Source organism: Kitasatospora sp. NPDC101447 (assembly GCF_044767225.1).
Lineage (GTDB): Bacteria > Actinomycetota > Actinomycetes > Streptomycetales > Streptomycetaceae > Kitasatospora.
Genome location: NZ_JBIWNL010000009.1, coordinates 107903 through 129732 on the forward strand (window position 1 = coordinate 107903; position 21830 = coordinate 129732).

10 protein-coding genes are annotated in these 21830 nt (G+C 74.1%); 7 read left to right on the forward strand and 3 right to left on the reverse strand.

From position 1 onward, the window contains the following. The first annotated feature begins 79 nt into the window (after positions 1–79). The 4 genes from ACIRST_RS16040 to ACIRST_RS16055 all read left to right on the forward strand — a co-directional run bounded on the left by ACIRST_RS16040 (position 80) and on the right by ACIRST_RS16055 (position 14951). Entirely contained in the window at positions 80–6400 is a 6321-nt protein-coding gene (locus tag ACIRST_RS16040; RefSeq protein ID WP_402802821.1) for an amino acid adenylation domain-containing protein, read from the forward strand. Then, positions 6397–12867, forward strand: coding sequence for an amino acid adenylation domain-containing protein (locus ACIRST_RS16045; RefSeq protein WP_402802822.1), 6471 nt, complete (start codon positions 6397–6399; stop codon positions 12865–12867). The genes ACIRST_RS16040 and ACIRST_RS16045 overlap by 4 nt, the downstream gene beginning before the upstream one ends. Positions 12868–13009: 142 nt before the next feature. Next, positions 13010–14068, forward strand: a complete 1059-nt coding sequence (gntD, locus tag ACIRST_RS16050) for a guanitoxin biosynthesis L-enduracididine beta-hydroxylase GntD (RefSeq protein ID WP_402802823.1) — start codon at positions 13010–13012, stop codon at positions 14066–14068. 106 nt (positions 14069–14174) lie between these two features. Beyond that, positions 14175–14951 carry an SDR family NAD(P)-dependent oxidoreductase gene (locus tag ACIRST_RS16055; protein ID WP_402802824.1) on the forward strand — a complete coding sequence of 259 codons (777 nt, stop codon included), beginning with the start codon at positions 14175–14177 and terminating at the stop codon, positions 14949–14951. Between the two features lie 99 nt (positions 14952–15050). Here the strand turns inward: ACIRST_RS16055 and ACIRST_RS16060 are convergent, their stop codons facing one another. Then, positions 15051–16787 carry an acyl-CoA dehydrogenase family protein gene (locus ACIRST_RS16060; RefSeq protein WP_402802825.1) on the reverse strand — a complete coding sequence of 579 codons (1737 nt, stop codon included), beginning with the start codon at positions 16785–16787 and terminating at the stop codon, positions 15051–15053. A gap of 202 nt (positions 16788–16989) precedes the next feature. On the opposite strand from ACIRST_RS16060, the gene ACIRST_RS16065 reads away from it, so the two are divergent. Both ACIRST_RS16065 and ACIRST_RS16070 read left to right on the forward strand, forming a co-directional pair. Continuing rightward, positions 16990–18006 carry a ferritin-like domain-containing protein gene (locus ACIRST_RS16065; protein ID WP_350519783.1) on the forward strand — a complete coding sequence of 339 codons (1017 nt, stop codon included), beginning with the start codon at positions 16990–16992 and terminating at the stop codon, positions 18004–18006. Between the two features lie 44 nt (positions 18007–18050). Beyond that, complete coding sequence (locus tag ACIRST_RS16070; protein ID WP_402802826.1) at positions 18051–19310, forward strand: beta-ketoacyl-[acyl-carrier-protein] synthase family protein; 1260 nt, start codon at positions 18051–18053, stop codon at positions 19308–19310. Positions 19311–19493: 183 nt separating this feature from the next. On the opposite strand, the gene ACIRST_RS16075 is transcribed toward ACIRST_RS16070, so the two are convergent. Further along, a complete protein-coding gene (locus ACIRST_RS16075) occupies positions 19494–19829 on the reverse strand; it encodes an acyl carrier protein (RefSeq protein WP_350519785.1) in 336 nt (111 codons plus the stop codon). 303 nt (positions 19830–20132) lie between these two features. Between ACIRST_RS16075 and ACIRST_RS16080 the strand changes: the two genes are divergently transcribed. After that, entirely contained in the window at positions 20133–20708 is a 576-nt protein-coding gene (locus ACIRST_RS16080; protein WP_402802827.1) for a hypothetical protein, read from the forward strand. A 92-nt stretch (positions 20709–20800) separates the two neighbouring features. Here the strand turns inward: ACIRST_RS16080 and ACIRST_RS16085 are convergent, their stop codons facing one another. After that, on the reverse strand, positions 20801–21814 hold the full coding sequence (locus tag ACIRST_RS16085; protein ID WP_402802828.1) for a class I SAM-dependent methyltransferase: 1014 nt from the start codon (positions 21812–21814) through the stop codon (positions 20801–20803). Positions 21815–21830 lie beyond the last annotated feature (16 nt).

A 21830-nucleotide genomic window follows, 5' to 3' on the forward strand; every position in this document is an offset into this window, starting at 1 on the left:
GAACCGTCAGTGCGGTCCCCGGGCAGCGGCCGGGGGGCCGCCCGTGCCGCCGGCCGACCGCCGTGGAGAGGAGCCAGGTGTGTACCGGGCAAGCGATCGAGAAGGATCCGGTTCGCACTCGTCGACCCGCGGGGCCGGGAACCGCACGCCGCTGACCGCCGCCGGCCGGGCGCTGTGGCTCGCCCAGCAGTTCGCGCCGGACTCGCCGAGGTTCAACCTGGTGCGCCGCTTCGAGATCCGCGGCCCGCTCGACCCCGAGCTGTGGCACCGGGCGATCCGGCAGGCGCACGCGGAGAGCCAGGTCTTCGAGGTGCGCCTGGGCGAGGACGCCGACGGCCCGTACCAGGAGCACCTGGGCCGCTCGAACGCCGGCTGGGACGTCGTCGACCTCTCCGACCGGGCCGACCCCGAGCTGGCCGCCCACCGCTGGATCGCCGACCGGATGAGCACCACCTACGACCTGCGGCGCGGCCCGGTGGGCGAGGACGTGCTGCTCCGCCTCGGGGCCGGCCACTGGTTCTGGTACAGCAGCTACCACCACGTCCTGACCGACATCCAGGGCCTGGCCATCCTCACCGAGCGGATCAACGGGCTCTACAAGGCGATGGCGGCCGGCACCGAGCCGGGCGGCCGCCCGCTGCCGTCCTCCCTGCTGCTGCCCCTGGAGGAGGCCGCCTACCTGGCCTCGGAGCAGTACGAGGCGGACCGCGCGTACTGGCTGGAGCGGATGGCCGACCGTCCCGAGCCGGTCACGGTGGCCCCGCGCGCCGCCGACTGGGTGGGCGACGTGCTGCGCGCGCAGACCCTGCTGACCTCGACCCACGCGACCGCCCTGCGCAAGCTGGGCCGGCGTCGGCGCACCGACTGGACGGCGGTGGTCGCGGCCGGGGTCGCCGCCTACCTCGGCGGTCTGAGCGGCCACCAGGACCTGGTCCTCGGCCTGACGGCGACCGTCCGGCGTACCGACACGGCCCGCGCGACCCCGGGCATGCTCGCCAACGAACTCCCGCTGCGCGTCCGGCTGGAGCCGGACATGACGGTGGGCGAGCTGATCGACCACACCTCCGCACGGCTCGGCGAGCTGCTCACCCACCAGCGCTTCCCGCACGAGCACATCCGCCGCGAGCTGGGCATGCGGGACGCGGGTGACCGGCTGTTCCACGCGGCGCTCAACCTGGTGCCCACCGGCGACCGCACCGAGCTGGCCGGCTTCCCGGCCACCGTGACCGGCCTCAACGCCGGCCAGGTCCCCGACCTGGTGCTCACCCTGTTCCCCGACCCGGCCGGCGGGCAGCACGTCCGCCTGGAGGGCAACGAGGCCCGCTACGACCAGGCGGACCTGGACGCCCACACCGTCCGGCTGCTGGCCTTCCTGCACCGCCTGGCCGAGGCCGACCCGGACACCCCGCTGGCCCGGCTGCAGTTGGCGACGGCCGTCGAGCAGGACCGGGTGCTGAACGACTTCAACGACACCGAGTGGCCGACCGAGCGGATCACCCTGCCGGCGCTGTTCGAGCGCCAGGCCGCCCGCACCCCGGACGCCGACGCGGTGGACTTCGAGGGGCGCACCCTCACCTACCGGGAGCTCGACGCCCGGGTGAACCGCCTGGCGCGGATGCTGCTCGAACGCGGGGTGCACCGCGGCGGTTTCGTCGCCGTCGCCCTGCCGCGGGGCCTGGACAACCTGGTGGCGCTGCTCGCGGTGATGAAGGCCGGCGCCGTCTACTTCCCGGTGGACCCGGGCTACCCGGCGGACCGGGTGGACGGGATGCTCTCCGACGCCCGGCCCGACCTGATGGTCACCCGGCACGCCGACGGGCTCCCGGCCCGCGACGGCCTGGCCGCGGTGCACCTCGACGACCCCGCGGTGGCCGCCGGGCTGGACGCCGCCGACCCCGCCGAGCCGGCGCCCCCGACCGCGCCGACCCCGGCCGACATCGCGTACATGATCTACACCTCGGGCTCCACCGGCCGCCCCAAGGGCGTGCTGGTGCCGCACACCGGCCTGGCCGACTTCGCCGAGTCCCAGCCCGGCGTGCTGGCGCTGCGCCCGGGCGAGCGGGTGCTGATGATCAGCTCGCCCAGCTTCGACCCGTCGATGTGGGAGCTGTCGGTCTGGCTGATGAGCGGCGGCTGCGCGGTGATCGCCCCGCCGAAGCTGATGCCCGGCCCGCAGCTGGCCGAGTTCATCGCCGAGCACCGGGTCGGCTGCGTGGGCACCGTGCCGTCGGTGCTGGCCGCGTTCCCGCCCGGCTCGCTGCCGGACGACCTGATCATCGCGGTCGGGGCGGAGGCGCTGCCCGCCGAGCTGGTCCGCCGCTGGGGCGGCGCGCACCGGCTGCACAACGTGTACGGCGCCACCGAGAGCACCGTGTTCACCACCATGACCGGGCCGCTGAGCGGGCCCGGCACGCCGTCGATCGGCTCGCCGCTGCACAACGCCCGGGTGTACGTGCTGGACGCGCTGCTGCGCCCGGTGCCGCCCGGTGTCACCGGCGAGATCCACCTGGCCGGCCCCGGTGTCTCGGTCGGCTACCACCGCCGGCCCGACCTCACCGCGCAGCGCTTCGTCGCCGACCCGTGGGGCCCGCCCGGCAGCCGGATGTACCGCACGGGCGACAACGGCTCCTGGGGGCCGGACGGCAAGCTGCACTTCGTCGGCCGCAGCGACCACCAGGTGAAGATCCGCGGCTTCCGGGTCGAGCTCGGCGAGGTGGAGAGCAGACTCACCGCGCACCCCTCGGTCGCCCGGGCCGCCGTGGTGGCCCGGGCCGCGCAGGGCAGTGCGCGCCGCCTGGTCGCCTACGTGGTGCCCGCGCCGGGCGCCGCCGTCGAGCCCGCCGAGCTGCGGGCCTGGGTCGGCCGGACCCTGCCGGAGCACATGGTGCCCGCGGCGGTCGTCGTGCTGGACGCGTTCCCGCTCACCTCCAACAACAAGATCGACCGGGAGGCGCTGCCGGAGCCCGACATCCGCGGCGGCGCCACCCGCCGGCCGCCGCGCACCCGCACCGAGACCCTGCTGTGCGAGCTGCTGCACGAGGTGCTCGGCGCGGAGGAGATCGGCATCGACGACGGCTTCTTCGACCTGGGCGGCGACTCCATCACCGCCGTCCAGCTCGCCGCCCGGGCGGTCAACTCCGGGCTCGCACTCACCCCGCAGGACGTCCTGACCTACCGCACGGCCGCCACCATGGCCGCGGTCGCCGACGGCGGCCGCGCCGCGGACCTCGACCGGTCGCTGCTGACCGACGCCGGCGGCCCGGCGGAGGGGCTGCCGCTGACCCCGCTGCAGCGCGGCATGCTGTTCCACTCGCTGTACGCCGACGACACCGGCGCCGACCCGTACATCGGCCAGATGGTGTTCGACCTGACCGGCGAGGTCGCGCTCGACCGGCTGCACGCCGCCTGCGACGCCCTGGTCGCCCGGCACGACGCGCTGCGCGCCCGCTTCGACCTCGACGAGCTGGGCGAGGCCCGGCAGAGCGTTCCGGCCCGGGTCACGGTGCCGTGGGCCGAGCACGACCTGCGCGGGCTGGACGCCGAGGAGCAGCGCACCCGCACGGCCGAGCTGCTGGCCGCCGACAAGGCGGCCCGCTTCGACCTGGCCCGGCCGCCGCTGCTGCGGTTCGCGGTGGTCAGCACCGCCGACGACCGGCACCTGCTGGTCTTCACCAGCCACCACGTGCTCTTCGACGGCTGGTCCGTCGGGATCATGCTGAAGGACCTGTTCGCGGCCTACTCCGAGGTCTCGGAGCCGTCCGAGCAGGTGTCCTTCGCGGCCTACCTGCGCTGGCAGGACCGCCAGCCGAAGGAGACCGCCGCGGACGCCTGGAAGCGCGCGCTGGCCGGGGTCGAGCAGCCCTGCCTGGTCGCCCCCGGGGCCGCGCTGACCACCGGGATGCCCGCGCTGACCCGCCGGGCGCTGTCCGGGAAGCTCTCCGCGGACCTGGCCCGCACCGCCCGGACGGCCGGCCTGACCGTCAACACCGTCCTCCAGGGCGCCTGGGCGGCCCTGCTCGGGCAGCTGACCGGCCGGGACGACGTGGTCTTCGGCACCTCGGTCTCCGCCCGGCCGCCGCAGCTGGCCGGGATGCAGGACCTGGTCGGCCTGGTGATGAACACCGTCCCGGTGCGGGTCCGGCTCTCCGCCGAGCGGACCCTGGCCGAGCTGCTCACCGAGGTGCAGGCCGAGCAGGCCGCGCTCGGCGCGCACCACCACCTCGGCCTGGCCGACATCCAGCGCGGCCTCGGACTGGGTGAACTCTTCGACACCACCATGGTGTTCGAGAACGCGCCGGCCGACCGCGAGGCGATCCGCCGCGCCCTGCCGGGGGTGGAGATCGCCGTCGCCGAGTCCGACCGCACCGGTGTCACCCACTACCCGCTCAGCCTGATCGTCCACCCCGGTCCGCAGCTGCGCCTGGAGCTGACCCACCGCCCCGACCTGTACTCCGGCGAGCAGGCCGAGGCGCTGCTGGGCCGGCTGGAGCGGTATCTGCAGGCCTTCGTCGACTCGCCCGAACTGCCGCTCGGGCGCGTCGGGTTGGTCGACGACGAGGAGCGCCGCGCGCTGGTCGGGGACGGCGGCCCGACGGCCGTGCCGCACGAGGGGGGCACCCTGCACGGCCTGTTCGCCGCACAGGCCCGCCGCACCCCGGACGCCGAGGCCGTGGTGTACGGCGAGCGCCGGGTCAGTTACGCCGAACTCGACGCACTCTCCGGGAAGTTGGCCGCCATCCTGGCCGCCGACGGGATCGGCCCCGGCGACGTGGTCGCGGTGGCGCTGCCGCGCGGCGTGGACCTGGTCGTGGCGCTGCTCGCGGCGCTGCGCACCGGCGCCGCCTACCTCCCGCTGGACCCGGAGTACCCGCCGGAGCGGGTCCGGGCGATGACCGAGGACGCCCGCCCGGCGCTCACCCTGGACGAGCGGAGCATCGCCGAGCTGTCGGCGCGCGAGGCCCCGGGCCCGGCGCCGGACCGCGCGGTCGACCCGGTGCACACCGCGTACGTGATCTTCACCTCCGGGTCCACCGGCCGCCCCAAGGGCATCGTGGTCGCCCACCGCGGCATCGTGAACTACCTGCGCTGGATGCAGCGCCGCTTCCCGCTGACGCCCGGCGACCGGGTGCTGCAGCGCACCTCGATCAGCTTCGACCCGTCGGTGTGGGAGATCTTCTGGACCCTGCACGTCGGCGCGACGATGGTGGTCGCGCTGCCGGAGGCAGACCAGCACCCCGGCTACCTGCCGGAACTGATCCGCACCGAGCGCATCCACACCGCGCAGTTCGTGCCGTCCACCCTGGAGCTGTTCCTGCTGGAGCCCGGCGCCGCCGCGTGCGACAGCCTGCGCCAGGTGTTCTGCGGCGGCGAGAAGATGACCGCCGGTCTGGTGGAACGTTTCCGCAAGGCCGGCGACGCCGACCTGCACAACCTGTACGGCCCGACCGAGGTCTCGATCTACACCACCAGCTGGCAGGCCGGGTCGGAGACCGGCAGCGCCGACGTCCCCGTCGGCAGCCCGGCCGACAACCTGCGGGTGTACCTGCTGGACGGCGCCCTGCGCCCCGTCCCGGTCGGCACGCCCGGAGAGATCTACATCGCCGGCACCGGCGTGACCGACGGCTACACCCGCCGACCGCTGCTGACCGCCGAACGGTTCGTCCCCGACCCCTTCGGCCCGCCCGGCACCCGGATGTACCGCACCGGCGACCTCGGCCTGCGCCGCCCCGACGGCGCCGTGCGCTACCTCGACCGCGCCGACCACCAGGTGAAGATCCGCGGCCACCGGATCGAGCTCGGCGAGATCGACTCGGCACTGTCCGCGGTGGACGGCATCCGGCAGGTCGCCACGGTCGTCCGCGAGGACGTCCCCGGCAGCGCGCGGATCGTCTCGTACGCGGTGCCCGAACCCGGCGCGCTGCCCGATCTGGAGACCGCCCGCAAGCAGGTCGCGGAACAACTGCCCGCGTACATGGTTCCGTCCGCGATCGTGTCGCTGACCGCCCTGCCGCTCACCCCCAACGGCAAGCTCGACCGGACCGCGCTGCCCGCCCCGCAGGCCGGCCGGCGGGAGCGGCGCGAGCCGCGCACCGACCGCGAGCGCCTGCTGTGCCGCCTCTTCACCGAGGTGCTCGACGGACAGCAGGTGGGCATCGACGACAACTTCTTCGACCTGGGCGGCGACTCCATCGCCTCCACCCGGCTGGCCGGGCGGGCCCGGATCGCCGGCCTGTCCCTCACCCCACGGGACGTGTTCCGTCACCGCACCGTGGCGGCCCTGGCGGAGGTCGCCACCGGGATCGAGCCCGAGGCGGCCGTCGCCCCGCCCGCGGCGCCGCAGCTCGAACTCGACGCCGACGAGCTCGCCGAACTCGAAGCGCACTGGAGAAGTGGGAAATGAAGCCGACCTCGTTCGACGCGATCTGGCCGTTGACACCGCTGCAGGAGGGCATGCTCTTCCACGCCCTGTACGACGGCGGGCAGGACGGCGTCGACCACTACAACATGCAGCTCCCGATCGAGCTCACCGGAGCGCTGGACCGGGACGCGCTGCGCCGCGCCTGCGAACTGGTCGTGGCCCGGCACCCCGCGCTGCGCGTCGGGTTCCTCCAGCGCCGCTCCGGCGAACCGTTCCAGGCCGTGGCGTCCCGGGTGGAGCTGCCGTGGGCCGAGGTCTCCCTCACCGGCCTCGACCCCGCCGAGCAGCAGCGCCGGCTGCGGGAGGTGCTCACCGGGGAGCGCCACCGCCGCTTCGAGATGACCCAGCCCCCGCTGCTGCGCTTCACCCTGGTCGCGCTGGCCGCCGACCGGCACGTCCTCGTCCTCACCAACCACCACATCCTGATGGACGGTTGGTCGATGCCGGTGGTCGTCGAGGACCTGTTCCGGATCCTCCACCACGGCGGCGACGCCACCGCCCTGGACCCCGCGGTCTCCGTCGGCGACTACCTCGGCTGGCTGAGCACCCGCAACCGCGACGCCACCGAGGCCGCCTGGGGCAAGGCCCTGGCCGGCCTGGAGGGCCCCACCCTGCTCGGCCGCGGCGCCGAACTCGCCGGCGGCGACGTCGCCCAGCACCGGATCCGCCTGGAGCTGGACGAGGAGCGCTCCCGCGCGCTGGCCGAGGCCGCCCGCGGCCGCAACCTCACCGTCAACACCGTGATCCAGGGCGCCTGGTCGCTGCTGCTCGCGCTGATGACCGGCAGCGACGACGTGGTCTTCGGCTGCACCGTGGCCGCCCGCCCGGCCGCCGTCCCCGGCGTGGACCGGGTCGTCGGCCTGCTGATCAACACCGTCCCGGCCCGCGTGCGGATCGACCGCACCGAGCCGTTCGGCGCACTGCTCGACCGCGTCCAGGACGAGCAGGCCGCCCTCGCCGAGCACTCCTGGCTCGGCCTGGCCGACATCCACCGGATCAGCGGGCACGACAGCCTCTTCGACACCACCCTCGCCTTCGAGAACTTCCCGCTGCCGGCCTCCGCCCGCGGCGTCGAGGTCGCCGGCCTGCGCCTCGCGCTCGCCGGTGACGCCGTCGACGAGGTGCCGGAGGGCACCCACTACCCGCTCAGCCTCGCCGTCTTCCCCGGCCCGACCACCGTCTTCGAGCTCAACTACCGCGCCGACCTGTACCCGAGGGCGCGGGCCGAGGCGCTGCTGGAACGCCTGGGTCTGCTGGTCGGGCACGCCGTCGAGCGGCCGGACACCCCGGTCGGCCGGCTCCCGCTGCTCACCGGGGAGGAGCGGCGCCGCATCGAGCGCGCCGCCGCCCCGGCTCCGGTCGCCACACCGCCCGGCACCCTGGTCGACCTGTTCGAGCAGCAGGCCGCCCGCACCCCGGACGCGCCCGCGGTCGGCTGCGGCACCGAGCGGCTCACCTTCGCCGCGCTCGACACCGCCGCCAACCGGCTGGCCCGGCAGCTGGTCGCCCGCGGCGCCGCCCCCGAGCGGCCCGTGGTGATGGCCCTGCCGCGCACCGCCCGGGCCGTCGTCACCCTGCTGGCGATCCTCAAGTCCGGCGCGGTGTACGTCCCGGTGGACCTCGAACAGCCCGCCGAGCGGATCGCCGCCGTCTTCGCCGAACTGCGCCCGCACCTCGTGGTCACCACCGGTGCGTCCGCCGCCCGGCTGCCCGGGGGGACCGAGCGGGTGCTGCTGGACGAACTGCCGCACGAGCCCGACGGCACCGCCCTCACCGACGACGAGCGGATCGCCCCGCTGCGCCCGGAGAACCTGGCGTACACCATCCACACCTCCGGCTCGACCGGCCGCCCCAAGGGCGTGGCGGTCGAGCACCGGTCGCTGGCCAACATGTTCCACAGCCACCGCAACCACCTGTTCGAGCCCGAGCAGGCCGCGGCCGGCCGGCCGCTGCGCGCCGCGCTGACCAACTCGCTGGTGTTCGACGCCTCGTGGAGCCAGCTGCTGTGGATGGTCGGCGGGCACGAGCTGCACATGATCGAGGAGGAGCTGCGGGCCGACCCGCACGCCCTGCTCGACCACGTCACCCGGCACGGCATCGAGGTGCTCGACACCACGCCGAGCTTCGCCCGCCAGCTGATCGCCGAGGGACTGCTGGACGAGGGCCGTACGGTCCGCGTGCTCGCGCTCGGCGGCGAGGCCGTCGACGAGCCGCTGTGGCAGCGGCTGCGCGCCGCCGAGGGCCTGTCCGCGTACAACCTGTACGGCCCGGCCGAGTGCACCGTCGACCCGATGTACGCCCGCCTCGCGGCGCACGAGCACCCGGTGATCGGCGGCCCGGCCGACAACCTGCGCGCCCACCTGCTGGACGACGCGCTGCGGCCCGTCCCGCCCGGCGTCACCGGCGAGCTGTACCTGGCCGGCGCCGGCCTCGCCCGCGGCTACCTCGGACAGCGGGTGCTCACCGCCGAGCGCTTCGTCGCCGACCCGTTCGGCGAGCCGGGCGCCCGGATGTACCGCACCGGCGACCGCGCCCAGCGGGACGACGACGGCACCCTGGTCTTCCTCGGCCGCACCGACGACCAGATCAAGATCCGCGGCTTCCGGGTCGAGCCCGGCGAGGTCGAGGCCGTGCTGGCCGCCGACCCGGCCGTGCGGCACGCCGTCGCGGTGGCCCGCGAGGACGGCCCCGGCTCCCCGATGCTGGTCGCCTACGTGGTCGCCGCGCCCGGCGCCACCGCGGACGGCGCGGCGCTGCGCGCCCGGGCCGCCGAGGTGCTGCCCGGCTACATGGTGCCGTCCGCCGTGGTCGTGCTGGACGAGCTGCCGGTGACCGTCAACGGCAAGGTGGACAAGGCGGCGCTGCCCGCGGTCCGCTTCGACGGCGGCGGCGAGGGCGGCGAGCCGCGCGACGAGCAGGAGGAACTGCTCCGCGGGCTGTTCGCCGAGGTGCTGCGGGTCGAGCGGATCGGCATCCACGACAACTTCTTCAACCTGGGCGGCGACTCGCTGCTGTCGATGCGGCTCTCCGCGCTGGCCCGCCGGGCCGGGCTGGCGCTGAGCCCCCGGGACGTCTTCCTGCACCGCACGGTGGCGGCCCTGGTCGCCGCCGCCCGGGACACCGACCCGGAGTCCGGCGACGCCACCGCCACCGCCGTCACCGGTGCCGCCGACGAGCCGCTGCCCGAGGGCCCGCTGCTCGACCTGACCGCCGAGGAGCGCGCCGAGATCGAGGCCGCCCACCCCGACGCCGTCGACGTGTGGCCGCTGACCCCGCTCCAGCAGGGCATGAGCTTCCACGCCCTGCTCGCGCCCGACCGGGTCGACCCGTACGTCACCCAGCAGGTCTTCGACCTGGACGGCGAGGTGACGCCCGCCGTCCTGCGCGCCGCCTTCGACGCCGTCCTCACCCGGCACGCCAACCTGCGGGCCCGCTTCGTGCGGCTGCGCTCCGGCCGGGCCGTGCAGGTGATCCCCGAGCGGGTCGGGGTGCCGTGGCAGGAGGTCGACCTCGGCGGCCAGGCCGCCCCGGAGCAGGCCCGCCGGGTCGAGGAGCTGGTGGCCGAGGAGCACGACCGCCCGTTCCCGCCGGGCTCCGCCCCGCTGCTGCGGGCGCTGCTGGTCCGGCTCGCCGACGACCGCCACGTGCTGGTCGTGACGGACCACCACATCCTGCTGGACGGCTGGTCGGTGCCGCTGTTCTTCCGCGAGGTCTTCGCCGCGTACGCCGCCGGCGGCTCCGCGGAGGGGCTGCCGGAGCCGGTGCCGTTCCGCCGGGTGCTCGCCTGGCTCTCCGGCCGGGACGGCGCGGCGGCCGGCACGGCCTGGGCCGGTGCCCTGGCCGGCCTGGACGAGCCCACGCTGGTCGCCCCGCACGCCGACCTGTCGGTGCTGGCCGGGCAGGGCACCGTCCACCAGGTCCTGGACGCGGAGGCCTCCGCCCGGATCACCGCCGCGGCCCGCGCCGCCGGGATCACCGTGAACACCCTGGTGAACGGCGCCTGGGCGATCGCCCTGGAGCGGCTGACCGGCCGCGGCGACGTCGTCTTCGGCGCCGCGGTGTCCGGGCGCACGCCCGAGCTGCCCGGCGTCGAGGACGCGATCGGCCTGGTCATGAACACCGTGCCGTTCCGGGCCGTGCTCGATCCGGCGGAGCCGCTGTCCGCCGCCCTGGTCCGGATGCAGACCGAGCAGTCCGAGCTGATCGCCCACCACCACCTCGGGCTGCCGGAGATCCAGCGGGCCGTCGGCCTCGGCGAACTCTTCGACACCATCGTCGGCTTCGAGAACGCCGGGATCCACCACCCCGAGGCGCGCCGGCCGGTGCCCGGACTGGACATCGGGCTGCGCGAGCCGTCCGTCCCCGGCTCCGCGCACTACCCGCTGCGGCTGCTGGCACGCCCGGGCGAGCACCTGGACCTCAAGCTCCACTACCGCACCGACCTCTACGGCGAGGCCGAGGCGGGCGACCTGCTGGCCTCGGTGCTGCGGGTGCTGGAGACCTTCGCCGAGGCGCCGCGGACCCCGCTCGCCGCACTGGACCTGCTGTCCGCGACCACCCGGGAGACCGTCCTGGAACGGTGGGCCGCGACCGCCCCCGCCGCGCCCGCGGCCACCATCCCGGCGCTGTTCGCCCAGCGGGTCGCCGAGCACCCCGGGGCGCCGGCCGTGCTCACCGGCACCGAGGAGCTGAGCTACGCCGAACTCGACGCCCGGGCCAACCGGACGGCGCGCGTCCTGCTGTCGCACGGGGCCGGCCCGGAGCGCATCGTCGCGGTCCTGCTGCCCCGCAGTGCCGAGCTGGTCACCACCATCCTGGCGATCTGGAAGAGCGGTTCCGTCCACATGCCGGTGGACACCGACTACCCGGCCGACCGGATCGAGTTCATGCTCACCGACGCCCGGCCGGACCTGATCCTGGCCGCGCCCGACGCCGTCGCGAAGATCCCGGCCGGACTGCGCGACCGGGTCGTCACCACCGACCGGCTCGCCGCCCCGGCGGACACCCCCTCCGGCGAGGTGACCGACGCCGAGCGCGGCCGCCCGCTGCTGCCCGGCTGCGGCGCGTACGTCATCTTCACCTCGGGCTCCACCGGCCGCCCCAAGGGCGTCCTGGTCACCCACGCCGGCCTGGCGAGCTTCCTGGCGACCCAGCGGCGGCACCTGGACCTCGGCCCCGGCCGCAAGGTGCTGTGGTTCGCCTCGCCCAGCTTCGACGGCGCCATGGGCGAGCTCAACACCGCGCTGCTGAGCGGCTCCTGCGTGGTCGTCGGCAGCTACGAGGAGATGCTCCCCGGGCAGCCGCTGGCCGACTGGGTGGCCCGGACCGGGGTGCAGACCCTGACCGTCCCGCCGTCCTCGCTGGCCGCGATGGCCGACGGCAGCCTGCCGGAGGGGATCACGATCGTCACCGGCGGCGAGGTCCTGCCGCCCGAGCTGGTGGCCCGCTGGGCCCCGGGCCGGCGGATGCTGAACATCTACGGCCCGACCGAGACGACGATCATCGCGACGGTCGGCGGCCCGCTGGAGCCCGGCGTCGCCGTGTCGATCGGCGCCCCGGTCGTCGGCGCCCGGATCCGGGTCCTGGACCACTGCCTGCGCCCGCTGCCCGCCGGGGTGCCCGGCGAGGTGTACATCTCCGGAGCCGGCCTGGCCCGGGGCTACCTGCACCGCGCCGACCTCACCGCGAGCCGCTACGTCGCCGACCCCTTCGGCGGGCCCGGCGCCCGGATGTACCGCACCGGCGACATCGCCCGCTGGCTGCCGGACGGCCGCCTCGACTACGTGCGCCGGGCCGACGACCAGGTGAAGCTGCGCGGCTTCCGGATCGAGCCGGGCGAGATCGAGGCCGTGCTGGCCACCGACCCGGGCGTGCGGCACGCCACCGTGCAGCTGCGCGAGGACACCCCCGGGGCGCGGCAGCTGGTCGCGTACGTCGTCCCGGCCGGGCCGGACGGCACCGACCCCGCCGCGCTGCGCGAGCTGGTCGCCGCCCACCTGCCCGAGTACATGGTGCCGGCCGCCGTGGTCGAGATCCCCGAGCTGCCCACCACCCCGCACGGCAAGCTGGACCGCGCCGCACTGCCCGCCCCACGCTTCGCCGGCGCCGAGGGCGGCCGGGAGCCGCGCACCCCGCGCGAGGAACTGCTGCGGCAGCTCTTCGTGGACGTGCTCCGGGTCGAGCGGATCGGCATCGACGACAGCTTCTTCGCGCTCGGCGGCGACTCGATCATGTCGATCAAGCTGGTCACCGCGGCGCGCGAGGCCGGGCTGGAGATCTCCCCGCGGGACGTCTTCACCCACAAGACCGTCGCCGAACTGGCCGCCGTGGCCGGCGAATCGGCGCCGGAGGCCGCCGGCGGGGAGGTCGAGGAGGCCGAGGAACCGCTCGTCGACCTCGACCAGGACGAACTCGACGAGTTCATCGCCAGGTTCGCCGACGAGGACTGACCGACCCGGGCGGAGAGCCGGCCGGGACCCTGCTCGGCCCTCCGCCCGTGACACCACCCGCCGCCCGCCCCGCGCCGACGGCACAGGACCATCCGCCCGCCCACCCGGCCGAACCGGTCGGAGAACAGCAAAGGAACGCCTGATGCTCCGTCAAGAACCGTCCACTGCCACCGCTCCGACCCCGTTCCAGGGCCGCCTGGCCGAGTACGCCCTGAGCCCGGACGAGGCCGCCGAGCTCGCCCGGGCCGCCCACAAGATCGCCGACGACTGCGGCAACCCGCTGGACGAGGAGTTCTACGACCGCGCCTGGCAGTTCGACCGGATGCTGCCGGTCGGCCTGCAGTCCTTCCTCGCCGACTTCCGCCGCCGCGAGCCCGCCGCCGCCTGCCTGGTGCACGGCCTTCCGGTGGACGACGTCGAGCTCGGCCCGACCCCGGCGCACTGGCGCGACGCCATCGCGGCGGAGACGGCCCGCACCCAGGAGGCCATGCTGGCGCTGGTCGGCCTGGCGCTCGGCGAGCCCTTCGGCTGGGCCACCCTCCAGGAGGGCAGCATCATCCAGAACGTCCTGCCGATCCGCGGCGACGAGGACCGGCAGAGCGGCTACGGCAGCGAGGCCCTGCTGGAGTTCCACACCGAGGACGGCTTCCACCCCAACCGCTGCGACTACCTGATCCTGCTCGGCCTGCGCAACGCCGACCACGTGCCGACCATCGTCGCCTCCGTCCGGGACGTCGAACTCGACGACCGCACCCGGGAGGTGCTCGCCCAGGACCGCTTCCACATCCTCCCGGACACCGAGCACATCCGGCAGCTGGAGACCTCCGACCCGGACCACCCGGCGCTCGCCAAGCTCCGCCGGATGGCCGACGACCCCACGCCGACCAGCGCGCTGTTCGGCGACGGCCTCTCCCCGTACCTGCGCATCGACCTGCCGTTCATGCGCTGCGTCGGGGACGACCCGGAGGCCGTCGAGGCGCTGGACCGGCTGATGGCGGAGCTCACCCGGGTCCAGCAGGAGGTGGTGGTCGGCCCCGGCACCCTGCTGGTCGTGGACAACTACCAGGCCGCGCACGGGCGGCGCTCCTTCAAGGCCCGGTACGACGGCACCGACCGCTGGCTGAAGAAGATCACCGTCAGCCGCAACCTCCGCCGCAACATGGCCGGTTACGCCCCCGACCGGCACCGGGTCATCGTCTGATCCGGGCAGCGGGCCCGCACCCGCCGCCAGCTCCGCACCCGCACACCCAGCCGGGACCCGGCCGCTCCGGCGGCCGGGCCCGGCGTCCTCCGAAAGGCCCCCGTCCATGCGCACAGTCATCGTCTCCGGCGCCTCCAGCGGCATCGGGAAGGCCACCGCCGAGCGGTTCGCCGCCTCCGGCGACCACGTGGTGAACCTCGACATCACCGAGCCCGCGGCCCCGGCGGCGGGCTTGGACGGCGGCCCGGGGTCGGTGAGCTTCCTGGAGGTCGACGTCGCCGACTGGCAGGCCGTCAAGGAGGCCGTCGACACCGTGCACGCCGCCCGGGGCGGCCTGGACGTGGTGATCGCCAACGCCGGCATCAGCATCCGCAGCGGCGTGCTCGAACTGACCGAGGCCGACGTGCGCCGCGCCGTCGACGTCAACCTGGTCGGCGTGCTGGCCCTGTGGCGGCACTCGGCCCCGTACCTGCTCGGCCAGGGCCACGGCGTGCTGCTCGCCACCGCCTCGGTCAACGGCAGCCGCGGCTACCCGCTCTACGCGCCGTACAACGCCACCAAGGCCGGTGTGGCCTCGCTCTGCCAGACCTTCGCCATGGAGCTCAGCCCGCTGGTGCGCACCGCGTGCGTCACCCCCGGCGCGGTGCTGACCCCGATGCAGCGCGCCGAGTACACCGACGCCATGCTGGACGAGGTCAACGAGCGCATCCCGGCGCGCCGGCACGCCTCCCCGGAGGAGATCGCCGAGGTCTTCCACTTCCTCGCCTCCGACCGGGCGAGGTTCGTCACCGGCCAGGAGTTCGTGGTGGACGGCGGCGAGACGGCCGGCGCCACCACCGCCTTCTTCCCCGGCCCCCTCGCGCCCGGCTCGGTGCAGGTCTAGGGACGTCCACCACGGCGGGGGGCGGTGCCGACCCCGGCACCGTCCTCCGCCGTCCTGCTGTTGTCCTTCCGCCGTTCCGGCCCGGCCCGCCAGCCCTGCTCAGACCCGCGCGCCGTGCTCCAGCACGGCCTCCAGGCCGAAGTACCGCCGGCTGACCCGGCACTCCTCCATGACGGCCTCCAGCCCCGGCAGGTACGCCTCCTGCTCGTCCAGTACCACGTCCCGGTCCAGCCGCTGCAGCAGTCGGCGGAGCACCAGGACGAGCCAGCCCGCGTCCGGCGCGGAGCCACGGTTGTGCAGCCAGACGTGCACGCAGGAGGCGGCGGCGTGGAAGACGCAGTGGTCCTCCGCGGTGCGCGAGCCGGCCACCGAGGCCGCGTCGATGCCGTGCTCGGCGACGCGGCCGTAGAGCGCGGCCCGGCGGCGGTCCAGCTCGGCGACCGCCTCGGCCAGGTCGCGGGCCTGCCCGGGGGCGCACTCGGCCGCGGCCACCCGTTCCAGCCGCTCCACCGCGGTGCGCCAGCCCCGGGTGATCTCGTCCTGCCCGTTGGTCGCCAGGGCCAGCCTGTTGCCGTCCGGCTCCCAGACCGGGGCCTCGACGGAGAGGTCGAACAGCCGCTCCAGCAGCTCCTCGGAGCCCTCGGCGGCCCGGTCCACGAGCGGGGCCAGCGCGGCCAGCTGGGTCGCGATATTGAACAGGTTGACGTGCGTGGTGCCCTCGAAGATCGAGGTGATGCAGTGGTCCCGGCGGATCTTCTGGAAGGCGCCGGAGGCGACCAGCTCGCGCAGGTAGCCGCGTGCCGCGAGGACCTTGGACATCTGCTCCATGGTCTCCTCGCCGATCACCGGCACCAGGTACTTCACCACCGAGGACCAGAGCGCCAGCCGTGCCGGGGCGAGGGTCAGCGCCCGGGCCACCGGGATCGTCACGCAGTCGGCGACCAGCAGGTCCAGGTGCGCGTCGACGAGGTGCCGGCGGACCACCGGGAGGCGGTGGATCGCGGCGCCGTAGAGCCGGCGCTCGTGCGCGTAGTCCAGCCCGATCCGCAGCACGGCGTCCATGCTGCCGAGGGACATGCCGCCGATCGCCGTGCGGGTGATCTGCAGGGTGCGGACGGTGTCGATCAGCGCGCGGCCGGGCCGGCCGATGACCGCGCCGGCCGCGGGTACCCGGGAGCCGGTGAACCGGATGCCGCTCACGTCGTGGCCGCGCAGGCCGAGGGCGCGGACGATCGGCTTCGGCTCGACGCTGTCCGGGTCCAGCTCCCGCCGGTCGACGAGCAGCAGCACCGGTCCGCGCGGCCCCTGGGCCAGCACGGTGTAGAAGCGGGCCCGGTTGCCGTTGCCCACCGGCCACTTCTCGCCGTCCAGCACGTAGTCCTCGCCGTCGGGCACGGCGGTGGTGGCCGTGGTGGTGAGGTCGCTGCCGACCTCCGCCTCGGAGACGGCGAAGCACAGCTTGTCCCCGGAGGTCACCGCCTCGGCGATCCGCTTCTGCTGGTCGGGCGTTCCCCACAGCCAGACCGGCTGGCAGCCGAGCATGCTGGAGCCGAACATCACCGCCATGGTCAGGTTCCGCCGGGCCAGCGAGCGGGTCACCGCGAGCACCGATTCGAGGTTGAGCATCCGTCCGCCGGCCACCGCCGGGACGAGGCGCTCCGGCAGGCCCCAGTCCAGGAGCAACTGCTCGGCGCCGGGCGGGACTTCACCGAGTTCCTCGTGCTCCACGACCTCGGCGAAGGCGAACGGGCCGGACGCGGCCAGCGGGTCGCCCAGCAGCCCCTCCAGCTCCGCGGTCAGCCGACGGGTCGGGCGGGGAACGGAATTCGGTTCCATACGACTGGCTCCTGTGCACGGGAATACGGAACGCCCAGCGTGTTCCGGTGCAGTGTCGTCAGGAGGTCTTCCGCACTTCCAGGCAGCGGCGCAGGCAACTCGTCATGCCTGCAAGTTGCCCAGTGAGTGCCTAGGTTCTGCGGGTTATCCGTCCGAGAGTATCCGGTGTGGCAGTACGTCAATCCGAAGGAGCCCGGCGGCGATGAACACCGAATTCCACGACGAACGGGAAACCGTGCTGTTCACCCTGGACCGGACCAGGGAGAGTCTGATGGAGGTCGACGCCGCGTTCAAGGCCAATCTCAACTGGAACTACGGCGAGCGCAACAACCGGCTGTGGGCGCTCTACGAGAAGAGCAAGATCGCGCAGTGGAATGCCGCGACCGACATCGACTGGAACCACGAGGTCCGGTTCGGTGCGCTTCTGGACGAGGGCCAGAGCACCGGTCTGCAGAACTTCCGCGGCCCGGGCAGCCCGGTGCCCGAGGAGCTGATCAACCAGTTCCGCTGGGAGTACCTGTCCTGGATGATCAGCCAGTTCCTGCACGGTGAACAGGGCGCGCTGGTGACCACCGCCCGGCTGGTGGAGACCGTGCCCGACATGGAGGCCAAGATCTACGCGGCCGCCCAGGTCGCCGACGAGGCGCGGCACGTCGAGGCGTACGCCAAGTACATCGACGAGAAACTGGGCAACTGCTACCCGATCAATCCGGGGCTCAAGTCGCTGCTGCGCGACCTGCTCTCGGAATCCGACTGGGACATCGTCTACCTCGGCATGCAGGTGATCGTCGAAGGCCTCGCGCTGGCCGCGACCCGACTGGCGGGCACCGGATTCGGCGAGCCGATCATCACCCAGATCACCCGGATGATCGCCCGCGACGAGGCGCGGCACATCGGTTTCGGCGTGGTCTCGCTCACCGGAATGTACGAGCAGATGAACAGCAAGGAGCGCGCGGAGCGGGAGGAGTTCCTGCTGGAGTCGATCTTCCTGATGTCCCGCCGGTTCCTGCTGCGCGAGGTGTGGGAGCGCATGGAGCTGGACGTCGAGGCCGGCATCACCTTCGCGATGAACGACCCGATGATGTTCGGCTACCGCCAGCTGCTGTTCCAGCAGGTGATCCACATCCTGCGGCAGGTCGGCCTGCTCAGCCCGAAGCTGCGCGACCTGTTCCTGAGCGAGCAGCTGGCCAAGCCGGAAGCCTTCGTCGGCGTCAACTGACCCGGACGACGAGAACGAGGACGAGAACGAATCGGAGGAGCCGCGTGCCTGCGCAGCGCGACGACGTCGTCATCACCGGGCTCGGCGCCACCACGCCGCTGGGCGGCGACGCCCGGTCCACCTGGACGGCACTGCTCGACGGGGTCTCGGCGGCGGTCGCGATCACCGAGCCCTGGGCCGAGGGCCTGCCGGTGCGGATCGCCGCCCCGGCCGCCGTGGAGCCGGGCCCGCTGATCGACCGGGTCCAGGCCCGGCGCACCGACCGTTCCGCGCAGTTCGCGCTGCTGGCGCAGCGGGAGGCCTGGCAGGACGCGGGCTTCAGCGCCGCCGCGGGCGCACCGGGGCACCCCGAACCGGAGCGCCTCGCGGTGGTCGTCGGCAGCGGCATCGGCGGCCTGAGCACCCTGCTGCCGGCGCACGACCTGATCCGGGCCGGGGACACCCGCCGGGTCTCGCCGTTCACCCTGCCGATGCTGATGAACAACGCCGCGGCCGCGCTGTGCGCGCTGGAGCTGAACGCCACGGCGGTGGCCCACGCGCCCTCGACGGCCTGCGCGGCCGGCGCCGACGCCCTCGCGGCGGGGCTGGACCTCATCCGGCTGGGCCGGGCCGACGTGGTGGTGGCCGGCGGTACCGAGGCGGTCATCAACCCGATGGCGATCACCGCCTTCGCGGCGATGAAGGCGCTGTCCCGCAACAACGACGCCCCGGCCTGCGCCTCCCGGCCCTTCGACAAGAAGCGGGACGGTTTCGTCCTGGGCGAGGGCGCGGCGGTGCTGGTGCTGGAGTCCGCCGAGCACGCCCGGCGGCGCGGGGCCCGGGTCTACGCCGGGTTCGCCGGGGCCGGGGCGAGCGCCGACGCGCACCACATCACCCGTCCGCACCCGGAGGGCGAGGGGATGGCGCGGGCCATCCGGCGCGCGCTCGCGGACGGCGGGGTGGAGCCGGCCGAGGTCGGCCACGTCAGCGCGCACGCCTCCTCCACCTCGGTGGGCGACGCGGCGGAGGCGCTGGCGATCCGGACCGCGCTGGACGGCGTGCGGCCGGCCGTGTCGGCGGTCAAGTCGTCCGCCGGGCACCTGATCGGCGCCTCCGGCGCACTGGCCGCGCTGACCACCGTGCTGGCCCTGCACCACCGCACCGCGCCGCCCACCATCAACCTGGACGACCTGGACGACGCGATCGACCTGGACGTGGTCCGGGTCGCGCCCCGCCCGCTGCCCGCCGGGCCGCTGGCGGCGCTCACCCAGAGCGCGGGCTTCGGCGGGCACAACACCGTGCTGGCCTTCCGCGCCGGGGCGTGAGCCCCCCCGGCACCGCGCGCGAGGCGGCCCGGGGCGTGCGCCCGTAGCGGACGTGCGCCCGTACCGGGCATGAGTCCGCCCCCGGCCAGGTCGGCTCTCCTGGCCCGGGGGCGGTGGCGGGGCGTGCGGGTGGGTGCGGTGCGGGCGGGTGTGTGCGTGCGGTGTTCCCGGGCTGTCCCGCGGTCAGGACGCCGGCGGCCAGTCGCCGCCGAGCGGGACGACGATGGACTCCAGGTGGTCGACGGTCGGCAGCGCGCCCTCGCCCTCGTCCAGCAGCTCCCGGACGAGCTCGACGAGCTCGTGGACGGTCTCCAGCGAGGAGGCCCGCTCCTGGGGCAGGCCGTCGAACTCGAAGACGTCCTCGATGGTGAGGCCCAACTGGACCATCGCGAGCGAGTGGTAGCCCAGTTCGCTGACGAGCTTGGTGTCCGGACCGATCGGGTCCTTCTTGGTCGGCGCGATGAGGAGGACCAGCTGGCTGATCACAGCAGGGATCTGGTCGGAGGCGATGTCGGTCATACAGGGATCGTCGCCGCGCGGGGGTCCGACATTCCAGGCATCGCCTCCGGCAACGACTCGGCAAGATCGCGCCTTGGGTGACCGCGCCGACCCGGCGGGTGACCGGATTGCCGCCGGTTTGCCTGGAGACCGGCCGGGTCGGCCCCCTATGCTCGGAGCATGGGCACCCGTGCGCTCTCTGAGTCACCGTCAACACGTGTGACGGCCAACCCGGTTGGGGCTCGGCGGCGGCGACTGCGGGGGGTCCGCCTGCCGCACGGCACGTGGCCCGACCATCACCCCTGACACCACCGAGGTGGCTCTATGACGCTGTTGGCATCCTGGGGATCCCTGGCCGCTCAGCCCTCGCCCGCGGACGACACGCTCTTCGCCGTGATCAACGTGGCGTTCATCGTCCTCATCACGGCGATCGTCCTCGTCTCCCAGTTCAGCGTCCGCGACGTCAGGGCCCAGACCTTCCTGTGGGTCGCGATGCTCGTGCTGCGCGGCTTCCTGCCGCCGGGCCCCGCCGAGGCGACGGCGACCAGCGTCGTCTTCCTGGTCATCGGCCTGGCGTTCTCCCTGGTCTTCGGCTACTACCGCGGTCTGACGATGCCCATGTGGCGGGACCAGACCGGCCGGCTGCTGCGCAAGGGCGGCCGGACCACCGCCAAGCTGTGGGTGGCGAACCTGGCCGAGCGCCTGGTCGTCGGCGGTGTCGAAGCGGTGTTCTTCCACGGCCGGTTCAACGGCAACGGGGTCTGGCTCGGGGTCGGTGTGACGCTGGCCGTCCAGCAGGCCGTGATGATGCGCCGCGCTCCCGGCATCACCGAGGTCCGGCCCACCGGTCCGGGTCGCACCGTGCCCGCGGTCGAGCAGCCCGACGCCCGGACGAACTGACCCGCGGGCCGTACCGGCCGGCCGCGGGCCGATTCACCGCGCGTAGCGAGAAGTGCTCCGAGGCCCACGGCCCCGGAGCACTTTCCGTGTCGTCAGTCGGCGAGCGGTTCGAGCTCAAAGATCACGCTGTCCGCCGGGGTCACCACGCGGTGCGCCTCGACCAGGCGCCAGCCGCCCTCCTCGAACACCCCGTTCCACTCCTGGAGGGTCGGCAGGTAGGCACCCATCATGCGGTGCGCGACCTCGAAGCCCAGGGTGAAGACCGGGATCTCGGAGTCCGGGATGTCGGTGGTCATCGCGGTGTCGCCGAGCAGGAAGCGCTTGACGTTGGGGAACGCCTTGCGCAGCCCGCGCAGGGAGGTGACGCAGTTCTCCCGCGGCCAGAAGTCGTGGCCCATAAGGAAGGAGGTCAGGAGGTCGACGTCGGCGAACTCCGGGTGCGGCTGCGGGTTGGTGGCGTCGTCCTTGACGAAGGACACCTTGCCCTCGAAGCCGGCCTCCTTGGTCGAGGCCCGGGCCACGCCCAGCGCGCCCTCGGCGATGTCGATGCCGAGGCCGGTCGCGTCCGGGTTCTGCCGCAGCACGCTGATGATGCGCTCGCCGCTGCCGCAGCCGAGGTCGGCGATCTTGCGGAACCCGCCGACCGAGCCGAGGGCCTTCTTGAACACCGGGTCGAAGAAGTTGGCGTTGATGTCGCGGCAGGCGATCGCGATGGCGGCGGAGTCGCGGCGGTAGAAGCTGCCGACCCGGTTCTCGTTCTTCAGTACGGCGGGCATGTCGGCGAAGAGCGCCGCGCAACCGCGGGACAGCCAGTGGTAGAAGGCCTTGGCGCGGTACACCTCGGCGAAGTTCGCATCGGTGGTGATCAGGGTGCCCTGCCGCTGGACGACGCGGACGCTGGCCAGGGCCTGGAACATCCCCTCGACCGCGTACTGGTCGAGGCCGTTGCGTCCGGAGAACTCGGCGACGTCCAGTTTGTCCTGGTCCGCCAGCTCTTCGAGCGCCCCGGCCTCCCAGGCGGCACCGATCGCCGAGGAGGCGACGGTGGCGTTGAAGATGTCGGCGGCGGTCATTCTCGCCGCTCCGAGCACGAGGTTGTCGGTCACGTCCTGGTCCCCTCTG